The following is a 12754-nucleotide window of genomic DNA, read 5'->3' as shown; positions in this document are numbered from 1 at the left end:
CAATTACTGCATAAGTCTTCTCAGGTTCACGGCATAGGTGAAACGGATGGATCAGCAGAAACTAGAACGCCTGATGTCAACCGGAGGTGCAACCTATGAACCAGCAACCAAGTCCTGCTCGCATTCTCTCATACGACCACATCGGGATTCGTGTCAGTGATAAAAACCGAGCGATATCGTTTTATCAGGCCCTCGGATTTATGGAGAGCGCACATTTTCCTCGGTATGAGGCCAATGAGATGCTCAGCCCTGATGGGGTTCGTATAAACCTGATCTTTAACGGGACCCGTATACCCCATGCTCACAATGTTTTACTGGATGAACCGATAAAGATGCCGGGTATGACTCATCCTGCCTTTATTGTAGATGACCTTGAGGCACTCCAGAGGTGGTTGAACGAGCAGGGGATCATGATTACGGAAGGGCCGCATCCTATTGGTCCTAGACGCGTCGCGCTGTTTATCCGCGATCCCGATGGCAACGTTCTCGAGTTCAATCAGCTTGTTGAAGGGGATGCATGATGAAACTGTATGATCTGGAGGCTTCCGGAAACTGCTACAAGGTGAGGCTTTTTGCGTCATTGGCCAATATTGAGCTTGAACGTGTGCCAGTGGATTTTCTGAGCGGAGCACACAAGCAGCCGCCGCTGTCGGAGCTGAATCCGTTGGGCCAGTTACCTATCCTGGAAGACGGCAAGCAGGTCGTCAGAGACTCGCAGGCCATTCTGGTCTATCTGGCGGGTGTATATGGTGGTTTGGCATGGTGGCCAGCGCATCCGCAAGGCCAAGCCGAGATCGTTCAGTGGCTCTCGTTTGCTGCCAATGAAGTGCAGCACAGCGTATGTGCTGCACGGCTGGTGCAGAAATTTGGCTACGACCTGGATAAATCGCAGGCGCTTGAGAAAGCGGTGGTGACGCTCTCGCTACTCGACAAGCATCTGGAACACAACGACTGGCTTGCAATGGGCCGCCCCACCATCGCAGATTGCGCGGTCTATCCTTACGTCGTGCTGGCGCCAGAAGGCGATGTGGATCTAGAACCTTATAATCATGTCGCACGGTGGATCAGGCGGCTGGAAGCGCTGCCCGGCTATTTGCAAAAGCCTTGATCAATCTATGAGCGTGGCACCTATGAGGCAGGAGTTTGCCTTTGAGGATCGGTTAGTCAAGCAGGGGCGCAACACAGCGTAATGACAGAGTGTTGCGCTCCAGAAAAGGAATTACTCCACGTGCGGTATGGTCGGGTTACGCTAAAACGCGCTAAGGTTTGGTTTTCATCTCTACCGTTCTTTGAGCCATGCCCATCATTGATAACGTCGTTGCGTTTACCTTGGCTGCTACCTTACTTACAGTAACGCCAGGGCTTGATACTGCCCTGGTGTTACGCACAGCGGCTGTTGAGGGAAGAGCGCAGGCCATCCGGGCAGCACTGGGCATCAATGCGGGGTGTTTGATCTGGGGCGCCGCCGTTGCCTTTGGCCTTGGGGCTTTAATTGCCGTATCCGAGCTGGCTTATGATGTGCTCAAGTATTGTGGCGCTGCCTACCTGTGCTGGCTGGGCTTGAATATGATTGTGCGGCCCCGCAGTTCAATGGCCGCCAACGACACTACCCGCGTGCAGAACACGAACTGGTTTCTCAAAGGGATGCTGGGCAACGTATTGAATCCTAAAGTTGGAATTTTCTACGTCTCCTTCCTGCCTCAATTCATTCCTCAGGGACACTCCTTGATCCTCTGGACCTTTGGCCTGGTAAGCATTCACGTGGTGATTGGATTCATCTGGTCCATGGCGTTGATCGGTGCGACTCGCCCATTGGCCCAGATTTTACGTCGTGAAAAAGTGATCCAGTGGATGGACCGACTTACTGGGGGCGTTTTCCTCCTCTTTGCCGCCCGCCTAGCGCTCAGCAAGCGCTGAAAGTCTCTAATTTTAGCGGCTTACTAGGTAGCCTTTCTTGAGGCTAGATCTCGTCTATTGTGTTCTAAGCTACTGAAACAAAGCAGAGGCACCTATGATCAGGGTATCGACTTCTTTGATACTGTTTTCTGCATGCTGCGCAATCGAGCGAGTCAGGTTGAATGTATTGGCTTCGGCTTGCTCAAGCGCTTCGTTGTAGCCTGTCCATACCTGCCAACATTCCATAATTGTCAGGGCAGAGACAACGAGCGAAACAAAGACAAGGTCAGGCGTTGCGTCGACAGGCGCTTGGCATTTATCTCAAACCGGCTTTGTTGTGGCATCGTTAAGGTCCAACTGCCGTTCCTCTATCTGATTGGAGTCACAAGCCAATCTCGCACCAGCGGATATAACCGGCAACTCGCCCGCCTGCGGCCAGAATAATCCTTCCGTTACTTCAAACCATACGCATTCATGCCTTTTTGCATTGGTCATCATGACGTAGATCCAATGTCGATTAGCGATTTTTCAAGCGTTTTTCCACTACATGGACAACATGAAGTCACCATGGCATTCGTTATATGTCTGTAATTGATTATTAATTGTTAATATTTATCATTTACATTGATAGGTCACTTTTATAGCATCTTGCCAGTTTTGCCTGTACGCCGTTTTTCATATGTACAAAACGTCCCAGTTCGACATCGTTCGGCCTGGTATAGCGGTGCTCGCACTTTTCAAGGACTTCTGAATAATGAAAGCGTTTCCCCTGCGGCCGTTGGTGTTCACCGTTTCGCTGTTGACTACCGGTACAGTACTTGCCGCCCCGATCACAGTTGATCTTGCGTCCCAGCCCTTGGCAAATGCGTTGAGACAACTGGGCCAGGCCAGTGGTCTTCAGGTTTCTTATACTTCGGCAGCAGTGGCCGGCAAGACAGCGCCTGCCGTACGGGGCCAGATGGAGCCTGCAGTGGCACTACAGGCGCTGTTGGCCGGGAGTGATCTGGTAGGCAGTATTCAGGGTAACGTGCTGACTATTGCCGAGGCAGGATCGGCTGCGGGTGAGGAAGTGGCGCAGCTGGGTATCACTCAGGTAGTAGCGGAGGGCTCAGGCAGTATTACCAGCGATATAGCTGCAACAGAAGGGTCCGGCTCCTACACGACAGGTAGCATGAGTACGTCTACCAAGTTGCCTCTGTCGATACGCGAGACGCCTCAATCGGTAAGTGTAATGACGCGCCAGCGTATCGACGACCAGGCCCTTAATGAACTCAATGACATCGTCAAATACGCACCCGGCATACAACTGCGTAAACTCGGTGGAGACCGCCAGCAGTTTCTCGCGCGTGGATTCACCATCGACAACCTGATGTACGATGGCTTGCCCACTAGCATTAGCACGTTTACGCTCGATACCATCAGCGGCGCTGATCTTGCCATCTATGACCGCGTGGAAGTCGTGCGCGGTGCTACAGGCCTGATGACTGGCGCTGGCAGCCCTTCAGCGACATTGAATCTGGTGCGCAAGCGTCCCACCGCTACTCCGCAAGTCAGTATCACCACCAGCGCTGGCAGCTGGGACCGTTACCGTACCCAGCTGGACGCATCCAACAAGCTGAACGAAAGTGGTACGTTGCGTGGGCGCGTGGTCGCAGCCTATGAAGACGATGGCAGCTTTGTTGATGAGCGAGAAAAGCAGCGGCAGACCTTTTACGGTATCCTCGAAGCCGATCTCAGCGACGCCACCACCTGGACTCTGGGAGCCTCAAAACAGCGCGACGATGCCGTATCGGACTGGGGAAGCCTGCCCGCCGGACCTAATGGGGAAAATCTGCACCTGTCGCGGTCGACCTTTCTTAGTAACGACTGGGCATATTGGGATCGGGATAACATTACCGCCTTCACCGATGTCACCCACCGTTTCGACAACGGTTGGAGTGCCAGGCTGGCAGCTGCTCGAATCTGGGCGGAATCGAATACCTTATCCAGTTACCTTAATCCCCCGGTGGGTAATGCCTACACGCAGTCTTCCGGTCAATACCACAGCAAGGACGTACAGACTAACCTGGACGCAACCGTATCTGGCCCGTTCACGTTGTTTGGACGCGAGCATGAACTGGCATTGGGCGCCAGCCGCCGGCAAGAGCGGTTTGATCAAAAAGGAGGGTACTGGCCGACAGCAACGCCGGTTGATATCTACAACTTTGATCCCGGTGTCATTGCCAAGCCCAGCCTGAGCAACCGGCTTCCCTATTCGAGCAAGAATACGGCAACGGAAAAAGCTGTTTACGGTGTTGCCCGGTTTAATCCCATTGATCCGCTGCACGTTATCCTGGGTAGTCGCGTGACATGGTACGACTACGATAACCGTGCGAGCGATACCGGGGATTACACGGTAACCCGAGAGGTGACGCCCTATGCGGGGGTCATCTATGACTTGAATGACACCTACTCGGTCTATGCCAGCTACACCGAGATTTTCAAGCCGCAGACCGAGCAGGACTTGGGTGGATCCACGCTTGAGCCGATGACGGGGGAAAGCTACGAGATCGGTCTAAAGGGCGAGTACATGGAGGGTAATCTGAACGCCTCCATCGCGGTGTTCGATATGACCCAGCAGAACCGGGCATACGCAGTGCCAGATCAGCCTACGCTTTGCCGAAACCAGAACCGTACCTGTTATGAAGCGGCAGGAGAGGTGCGTAGCCGCGGTATTGATACCGAGCTGTCAGGTGCCTTGACGCCCAACTGGGACATTTCGGCCTCCTACACCTTGGTGCTCAGCCAATACGTGAAAGATCAAACCTATAATAAGGGTACCTTGTTTGCCCCTGAGCAACCCAAGCACTTGTTCAAAGCGGCTACTACCTATCGCTTGACCGGAGCGCTGAGCGACTGGCGCATTGGTGCAGATGTGCTTGCCCAGAGCAAAACCTATAACCGTGTTGGTACCGGTCGCGCCGTTCAGGATTCATATGCTGTGGTCGGGCTTATGGCGGGCTATCAATTCAATGAACATTGGGATGGTCAGGTAAACCTGAACAATGTGTTTGATGAAAAGTACTGGCAAGGCATACCTAACTCCAGCGGTACAGGTGTCTATGGTGACCCGCGTAACGTCATGTTCAGTTTAAGGTGGAGCTTGTAACGCGTCTCTATGGGCTGGAAAAGAGTTTCCAGCCCATAGGACTGTTTAGCGTTCTTTGGATTGATAGGCCGATTAGGTGATATCGATAACGAACAAACCAGGCGGTGACTAAGCGCGTCTGGTTTGTCAGCTCCATGGGTGCAGCGCTATGGCAAGTCTCGGCCTTGCGTTGATGTAGTGACGAGCCGCGCGCTAAGCGACGGTTTTCAGCATGCCTCCATAAGGGATGCATAGCGCGGTTCTGGACTGAATATCAGTCGCTTGCCGTGCCGTTATTTCATGGGAATAACGGCACGGCAATTCTGTATCGCAAATAAAGCGTCTCTGACCGCTAGGCGCTTGGCCGAGAAAAGTTATTTAAAAGTATCTTGCCATCCACCTAATCGTTGCGTTGGTAACTGTATAACTGTCGCAAGGCAGATCAGTAGAGTAGGGCGGTACTCCACAGTGTTACAGCCCAGATCAGAAACGACCCCGCTGGAATACCTCTCAGTTAGTGGCTATTTAGGGTCACTAGTGTGTGATTGATGAAGATGAGATTAGCTAACGTCTCAATTTGAGAGATACGTACATCTAACTGTGGGCACATAACTATCCATTCGGAACGTTACGCGCGGCAGAATGGTTTAGGCAGACTATTCCCTTTATAACAGCCCGACTCTAGAGCACCTGGCGTTCCGATGCTACCACGTAAATATAAGAAGTGGGCCTTCCAGTAAATGACGGATCGATAAATCAGGAATATAGCGCATTGTGCCCACCGTAACCTTGGTCTGCCAGTTCGATATGTTATATGGTTACAAATTGTTTCGCCGAAATGTGTTGTAGTTATGAACCGTCGTCACCTTCTAAACTTCATCCTGGCAGGGCTGACGCTGCCAGCCTTTCCCAACGCCTTTGCCGCTTCAAGTGAGGTACGTTCCGTAAGGGCATCACGTACCGCTGGTCGCTTTCGCCTGGTACTGGATCTCAATGGCCCGAGCCACTATCGCACGTTCACGCTCGACTCACCTCATCGATTGGTCATCGACTTACCTAATACGACGTTAGCCACCAATGTTTCAAAATTGGATGTTACCGGCTCAGCAATCAAAACGATTCGGGGTGGAGCCCATGGTACGACAGGCAGCCGTATCGTCCTCGAACTGAAGCAGCCAGTAAAACTCGACAGCCTGGTGCTTGGCCCGTCCGGCTCCTTTGGTGATCGACTGGTGTTTGACCTTCACCCAATGGGGCCTGCAACCACACAAGTAGCGCATGCGGCATCGATAGCTCGCGCCAAGAAGCGTCCCGGCCGTGATCTGGTGGTTGTCGTAGATGCTGGTCATGGTGGCAAGGACCCTGGATGCATCAGTGCTAAAGGTGCCTATGAAAAAAAGGTCGCCCTGGCGATTGCTCATAATCTAGCCAAGCGGATCAATAAGGAGAAAGGCTACAAGGCCAAGCTGGTACGGACCGAGGATATTTTCGTTCCACTGCGCAAGCGCGTGGACATCGCTCACCAGTATGACGCCGACATGTTTATCTCGGTCCATGCCGATGCAGCACCTAATCGCCGTGCCCGTGGGGCTTCTGTCTTTGCGCTTTCCAGCAGCGGTGCGACGTCTGCTATGGCTCGCTGGATGGCGAAGCGGGAGAACGATGCCGATCTTGTTGGAACCAATAGCCTGCCTCTGCAAGACAAGGATCCAGACCTCGCCAACGTTATTCTGGACATGTCCATGAGCACTACCATTGCTTCGAGCCTGGATCTGGGACACAGCGTACTAACGAGTCTGGGTACCGTTGCGAAGATACATCAGAAGCAGGTCCAGCAAGCTGGTTTTGCTGTGCTCAAGTCACCTGACATCCCGTCGATTCTGGTAGAAACGGGGTTCATGAGCAATGCTCAGGACAGCAAACGATTGCTCAATCCCCGTCACCAGCAAGTAGTCGCTGATCGTATATTTCATGGGGTACACACCTACTTCAGCCAGCGGCCACCGGTGGGGACTTACCTTGCAGATCAGAAGACAGCCGCAACGGCATGAGTTGATTTGGACTGACTGGAAATAAGCCAGTCAGTCCAACCAAGTCCCGAGGAGTCAAGAACGCTGAGCAAGGAGCGATACCGAACAGGCCGCCCTGCTTATTGCTTTATCAGGACCCACACCGCTCATTGTTGATAAAGCGTAGCGGTGTTACCTGCTCCGCTCTGCATGACCGTTGCTGAATTAGCCGGCCCGGTAAATAACTCCGTAGGTCCGCGTTGGGAAATAAAGACTCCATTGGCAGTACCAAACTGGTCGACACGTGCCTGGCTATTGATGCCAGCCTGATCGACAGTGAGCTGATTGGCGTCTCCTTCCTGCGAGAAATACAGGGTGGTAATGGATGTTTCCTGGCTGATGCTTGCCTGGTTGCGAGTGCCGGTAGATCGGCCAATGAGGGTCCTGGCTATTGTGTTTTGGTCGACGGTCAGCTCGTTTCCGTTACCGTCCTGGGCGACGTCTATCACGTTCAGGCCGCCTCCTTGAGTGAGGGAAGCAGTGTTGGCATCTCCCTCTTGAGCCAGGCGGGTGGAATAAGCGCCATAACGACTCCCTGTTGACTGATCAACTGTTGCGCTGTTTTCGTTGCCGTTTTGCACAACACTTACATCAGCTTCCATCGGGCCACCACGTTGGGCCAGTGCGATCTGATTGTTATCGCCTTGTTGGGAAAGCGTGGCTGATTTGCCTTTTTCCTGAAGCGCCGTAATGGTATTTCCGTTACCCAGGGTATTCGCCACCAATGTTGTTACGCCATCGTCGATTTGATCGATCGTGTACAGGTTATTGTTGCCTTCCTGAGACAGCGTGGCGGTTTTACCTGGGTTGTAACCCAGTTGATTCAAAGTAAGTACATTCGCATCGCCATTTTGCACTACAGAAGCGTTGTCTCCCTCTCTGTTATTGCTATAACCGCTCTGCTCAAGTGTGATCTGATTATTTTCACCTAGCTGAGTAAGGCTGGCCGATACACCCGTTCGTTGTAATGCATTAATCGTGTTGCCGTTACCCAGGGTATTGGCTGTCAACGTGGCGCGCCCATCGCCTGCTTGCTCGATCGTGTGAGTATTGTTGTTGCCCTCCTGGTATAAGGTGGCGTCGTAACCAGAGTCACCGCCCTGCTGGTTTACAGTGACAATATTGGTATCGCCAACCTGCAGGATCGAAGCCTCGCTTCCACTCCCGGCGGTAGCTTGATGGACAGCAGCGCTATTGCCATTACCCGTCTGGTCAAGCGTCATTCTATGGCCAGAGGCTTGTTACAGTACGTCGGCGTCATTGTTATTGCCCGTTTGTATAACGGTTGAGCTCTGGTGGTCTGCTAACAGCTGCTCCTGTGTCGCGTTATTACCGTCGCCACGCTGCTCCAGGGAAGCCTCATTGTCGAATCCACTCTGCGTTTGTGTGGCGCGGTTGTTTTCAGCTACGACAAGGCTGCTGAACGAGGCAAGGACGATAAGCGCCAGGGGGGTGAGCTTGAACATGATAACTTTCCTTGTGTGTCCATTAGGGCTCAGTCAGTCACAAGACCGAGAGAGGAACCTATAGACCACCTTCAACAGGCTGGCAAAGCCATTGGTCCTGAAGCGCTGACAAGCAGGAGCACTTGTCAGCTGAGCGATGACGTTATGCAAAGTAGGAGAGTGCAGGCCTTGACTTCTGGCCATGGTTGGTCATTACGTTTCATATCAATGAACGTGGCTGTATTACATAGGCATAATGATCGTCAGGCGTCGCTAATCGTATTCGGGAGAAGACATGCGAAACTGGGTGTTAATGACGTTGGCCTTGCTGGTGCACGGAGTCGCCTATGGTGCCGGTGACGCAACAGCAGGGAAAAAGTATTTTACGTCCTGGTGTGGTAACTGTCATAAGGTGGGGACCTATGCCAGGGGCTCGTTCGGCCCCGAACTCAACGCTATTTTCGGACGCAAGGCAGGGGCTACTGAAGACTTCAACTATTCCGAGGCCATGAAAGCGTCAGGAATTGTCTGGAATGAGGAAACCCTCGCTGCCTACTTAAAGGATCCGGACAAGGTCGTACCCGGCACAAAGATGCGTTTCTGGGGAATGAGTAATGAGCAGCAGATTGCCGACCTGCTTGCCTATCTTGCGACCTTCCAGAACAAAGGACAGTAAGCGCTTGCTGCGCCAGAATCATTTCAGGCGTCTGCTTTGAGTGAGTGGCTAGCCTTTACTGTGAGTCTGGCCAGGCCATCGATCAAAACGCCCGCCAATATGCCGATACCGTAAGCAACGATATCCATCCAGGAAAACGTAGTGCCCAAGGCAAGATGGCCTAGCGGATGGTAGCGAATCGCATTGATCCAGGGCGCCTGGTAAAGCTGCGTTGCCTCCACGGCACATGAAATACCAAACGCTGTTACCGCCAGGCATACAGCATTGGCGCGGCGCGCGATCAAAGCCAGACCTGTAAGGATCATGAGCGCCCAAAGCGCATCGCCTGGGTATTTTCCAAGAGCGTCAGGAATGATGATAGGAAACTGGCGAGAGGTTAGCCCGAGCGCTATTACAGCACAAAGGGCTAGACCAAGATGGAGTCTGTTACGGTTCCTTTGGGCGCAGTCAGCAGGAGCGCGTAATGAGTTGAGAGTAATTTTATGTAGTCTCGATTACTGGTAGGAATATGCTGTAGCAAACCCATCCTGTGGACGAGCCAGCTAAAGGCTGGTGAATTTTTCTAAATATCTTTTGCGGGACGATTTTAAAGCTTCAGACCGCTTTTTATTTCATATCTCTCTCGTCACATTACGTCCACTTAGGATCGTCAAGCACTTAATGCATTAAGTTCGATCCAAAATCGGATGGAACCATCTCCGCAGTCAGGCTTTCCCATTTTTAGACAGCACTTGGACACGTCCGCTGTCCTTATCCAAGCCGCCTTCATCTTTTCATCGCGGCGTCACTGACGAGAGGACTATTTTATGCCTACTGATAACCAGTACACCATGCAGAATCCCCTGACCCAATATCCCCAGCCAGAATTTCCGAAGCAGCCGCAAAATCCGCCCGGTCTCGCTCAGGACATGCAGCCACGCCCTGACCACGGTGAAACCAGTTACAAGGGATTTGGACGTCTTGCGGGCCGCAAGGCGCTTATTACCGGCGCGGACTCGGGTATCGGACGAGCAACGGCGATCGCTTATGCGCGCGAGGGAGCCGACATCGTGCTGAATTATTTGCCTGAAGAAGAGGCGGATGCGAAAGAAGTTGTACAACTGATCGAAGCGGAAGGTCGTAAAGCGGTTTGCGTTCCGGGCGATCTGAAAAGCGAGGCCTTTTGCAATGAATTGATTGGCAAAGCCAAGGATGCACTGGGTGGACTGGATATTCTAGTCAACGTGGCAGGTAAGCAGACAGCCGTTGAAGACATCGCCAATTTGACCACTGATCAATTCGACGCCACTTACAAGACCAATGTGTATGCGCTGTTCTGGCTATGCAAGGCGGCAATTCCGCATATGCCGGCCGGTGCCGCTATTATCAACACCACGTCCATTCAGGCCGTGCAACCGTCGGAAACCCTATTGGATTACGCGCCTACTAAAGCGGCGATCACTGCCTTTACCAAGGCGTTGGCCAAACAGGTCATTTCCAAGGGTATCCGCGTCAATGCGGTAGCACCCGGACCCTTCTGGACTCCACTTCAGCCCAGCGGCGGCCAGCCTCAAGAGAAGATTCCGTCGTTTGGCAGCGAGACCGTCTTCAAGCGGCCTGGCCAACCGGCAGAGCTGGCTCCGATCTACGTCATTCTGGCTTCCCAGGAGTCCAGCTATGTGACGGGTGAAGTATACGGCGCAACCGGCGGCATGGCCTGACGGATCGCATCATGCAGACGTTCGAGACGCACCGCATTGAGGGGTACGCACCCCTGGAAAATTATGCTGCGTTAAGTGATGGCCGCTCGGTTGCCCTGGTAGCGGCTGACGGCTCCATCGATTGGTGGTGTGCCCCCAATATGGACTCACCCCCTCTGTTTGATCGTCTGCTGGATGCGCCCAGCGGTGGTTATTTTTCGATTACCCCTGTCCAACCGTACACAGCCCAACGTGCCTATCTGCAAAGCAGCAATGTACTGGAAACGTTGTTTGAGACCGACTCGGGTCAGGTCCGCCTGACCGAGTCGCTTAACAGTGGATCTGCTGGCCGGTTGCCCTGGTCCGAGCTAGGGCGACGTATTGAGGGCGTACAGGGTGAGGTAACGCTTAGTATCGAGTTAGTGCCTGGTACGCGAGGCCAGACCATCTCACCGTGGATTCGCCAGACACCGAACGGTGAAGTGATGCATATCGATGGTCTGATGGCCATGCTGTGCTACGGCGATGAGGTGGTGATTGATGAATGTACCGACCGGCTGGTGCGTGCACACGTTACGTTGAAACAAGGGGAGCGTACCGTATTGGCGCTGATGGCGGCCGAGAATGAGCCGTTGGCTGTGCCAACACTTGAGGAAGTCGACAAGCGTATTGATCGCAGTGACATGGCGTGGCGGGAATGGGCTGAAAGCCTGCAATACCAGGGGGTGTTCAAGGAAGCAGTCATTCGTTCGGCTCTCGCGCTAAAACTTCTCTTGTATTCGCCAAGTGGCGCTATCGTGGCGGCACCTACGTGTGGGCTGCCTGAAAGATTGGGAGGCAACAAGAATTACGAGTACCGCTATGCATGGGTACGAGATGCGGTGTTTACCATCAAAGCATTCCTGCGCATTGGTGCCATGGCAGAAGCACAGGCTGCGCTGGCGTGGTTGCAGAACGTCATCCGCTGGCACGGCCATCGTCTACATACCTGCTTTACTCTGGAGGGCGATAAGGCGCCGGAAGAACGGGTGATCAATGTGCCGGGCTATCGAAAGTCTAGCCCTGTTCGAGTAGGCAACCGAGCAAGTTATCAATGCCAGCTGAGCCTGTATGGCGATCTTTTAGAAACCATCCTCATGTATGTGGAGGGCGGTCATATCCTGGATTTTAATACCGCCGGAATGCTGGTCGAGCTGGCCAATCTCTGCGCTGATCAATGGCATTGCAAGGACGCCGGGATGTGGGAGCTGGAAGAAGAGCAGCATTACACCATGTCCAAGTTAGGCTGCTGGTTTGCCTTGGATCGAGCAGTCAAGTTGGCAGAAAAGGGTCACATTCCCGATACGATGCAAAAGCGCTGGGAGCGTGAGCGTGATCGTATTCGTGACTGGATTAATGAACATTGCTGGTCCGAGGCCAAGCAGGCTTATACCTTCTATGCCGGTACTGACAAGCTGGACGCCGGCCTCTTGCTTGCCATTCGCTTCGGCTTTGAAAGCAAGCAGCGGTTGATTACTACATGTGAAGCAATCCATCGTGAACTGGCGCGCGGCCCGCTGGTGTATCGCTATAGCGGTGCGGAGAAAGAAGAGGGCGCGTTTCTGGCCTGTTCGTTCTGGCTGGTTGAAGCTTATGCTGTGCTGGGTGACAACGAGCGCGCCAAGGCATTGATGGAGGACGTGCTGAAGGTATCAACCAACGGGGTGGGGTTGATGACTGAGATGATGGACCCCCAGACCGGCGAAGCACTGGGCAACTTCCCTCAAGGTTTAAGTCATCTTGCCATGATCCATGCCATTCTGGCCGTTGATGACCCTGCCAAGACCGAGTCCTGAGTAAGAGCGGTTAACAAAACCTCTCTA

The 12754-nt window shown here is 53.2% G+C and carries 13 protein-coding genes; 8 read left to right on the top strand and 5 right to left on the bottom strand.

Annotated features, from left to right (window positions below):
- Positions 1–95 precede the first annotated feature (95 nt).
- The 3 genes from JQR86_RS22075 to JQR86_RS22065 all read left to right on the top strand — a co-directional run bounded on the left by JQR86_RS22075 (position 96) and on the right by JQR86_RS22065 (position 1917).
- A complete protein-coding gene (locus JQR86_RS22075) occupies positions 96–521 on the top strand; it encodes a VOC family protein (RefSeq protein ID WP_434155058.1) in 426 nt (141 codons plus the stop codon).
- Positions 521–1108 (top strand): glutathione S-transferase family protein, encoded by a 588-nt coding sequence (locus JQR86_RS22070; RefSeq protein ID WP_434155480.1) that lies wholly within the window; start codon positions 521–523, stop codon positions 1106–1108. The genes JQR86_RS22075 and JQR86_RS22070 overlap by 1 nt, the downstream gene beginning before the upstream one ends.
- A gap of 188 nt (positions 1109–1296) precedes the next feature.
- Positions 1297–1917: a LysE family translocator gene (locus JQR86_RS22065; RefSeq protein WP_434155056.1), complete on the top strand. Its 621-nt coding sequence runs from the start codon at positions 1297–1299 to the stop codon at positions 1915–1917.
- Positions 1918–1986: 69 nt separating this feature from the next.
- Here the strand turns inward: JQR86_RS22065 and JQR86_RS22060 are convergent, their stop codons facing one another.
- Positions 1987–2142, bottom strand: a complete 156-nt coding sequence (locus JQR86_RS22060; protein WP_159435118.1) for a hypothetical protein — start codon at positions 2140–2142, stop codon at positions 1987–1989.
- A 75-nt stretch (positions 2143–2217) separates the two neighbouring features.
- Positions 2218–2394: a hypothetical protein gene (locus JQR86_RS22055; protein ID WP_167517189.1), complete on the bottom strand. Its 177-nt coding sequence runs from the start codon at positions 2392–2394 to the stop codon at positions 2218–2220.
- A 256-nt stretch (positions 2395–2650) separates the two neighbouring features.
- On the opposite strand from JQR86_RS22055, the gene JQR86_RS22050 reads away from it, so the two are divergent.
- Both JQR86_RS22050 and JQR86_RS22045 read left to right on the top strand, forming a co-directional pair.
- Entirely contained in the window at positions 2651–5044 is a 2394-nt protein-coding gene (locus JQR86_RS22050; RefSeq protein ID WP_434155055.1) for a TonB-dependent siderophore receptor, read from the top strand.
- A gap of 830 nt (positions 5045–5874) precedes the next feature.
- Positions 5875–7074, top strand: a complete 1200-nt coding sequence (locus JQR86_RS22045) for an N-acetylmuramoyl-L-alanine amidase (RefSeq protein ID WP_434155053.1) — start codon at positions 5875–5877, stop codon at positions 7072–7074.
- 125 nt (positions 7075–7199) lie between these two features.
- Here the strand turns inward: JQR86_RS22045 and JQR86_RS22040 are convergent, their stop codons facing one another.
- Both JQR86_RS22040 and JQR86_RS22035 read right to left on the bottom strand, forming a co-directional pair.
- Positions 7200–8315 carry a hypothetical protein gene (locus tag JQR86_RS22040; protein ID WP_434155052.1) on the bottom strand — a complete coding sequence of 372 codons (1116 nt, stop codon included), beginning with the start codon at positions 8313–8315 and terminating at the stop codon, positions 7200–7202.
- An 18-nt stretch (positions 8316–8333) separates the two neighbouring features.
- Positions 8334–8558 (bottom strand): curlin repeat-containing protein, encoded by a 225-nt coding sequence (locus tag JQR86_RS22035; RefSeq protein WP_404628363.1) that lies wholly within the window; start codon positions 8556–8558, stop codon positions 8334–8336.
- A 274-nt stretch (positions 8559–8832) separates the two neighbouring features.
- On the opposite strand from JQR86_RS22035, the gene JQR86_RS22030 reads away from it, so the two are divergent.
- Positions 8833–9213, top strand: a complete 381-nt coding sequence (locus tag JQR86_RS22030) for a c-type cytochrome (protein WP_074829311.1) — start codon at positions 8833–8835, stop codon at positions 9211–9213.
- A gap of 23 nt (positions 9214–9236) precedes the next feature.
- Here JQR86_RS22030 and JQR86_RS22025 read toward each other — a convergent pair whose 3' ends face one another.
- The gene (locus JQR86_RS22025; RefSeq protein WP_434155479.1) at positions 9237–9566 is read right to left on the bottom strand and encodes a DUF2809 domain-containing protein; all 330 of its coding nucleotides are present in this window, start codon (positions 9564–9566) and stop codon (positions 9237–9239) included.
- Positions 9567–10019: 453 nt separating this feature from the next.
- On the opposite strand from JQR86_RS22025, the gene JQR86_RS22020 reads away from it, so the two are divergent.
- Both JQR86_RS22020 and JQR86_RS22015 read left to right on the top strand, forming a co-directional pair.
- On the top strand, positions 10020–10913 hold the full coding sequence (locus JQR86_RS22020; protein ID WP_074829320.1) for an SDR family oxidoreductase: 894 nt from the start codon (positions 10020–10022) through the stop codon (positions 10911–10913).
- 11 nt (positions 10914–10924) lie between these two features.
- A complete protein-coding gene (locus JQR86_RS22015) occupies positions 10925–12727 on the top strand; it encodes a glycoside hydrolase family 15 protein (protein WP_434155050.1) in 1803 nt (600 codons plus the stop codon).
- Positions 12728–12754 lie beyond the last annotated feature (27 nt).

The organism is Pseudomonas sp. JZ134, from assembly GCF_051027695.1.
Lineage (GTDB): Bacteria > Pseudomonadota > Gammaproteobacteria > Pseudomonadales > Pseudomonadaceae > Chryseomonas > Chryseomonas luteola.
This window is presented reverse-complemented; position numbering and strand designations above follow the sequence as displayed.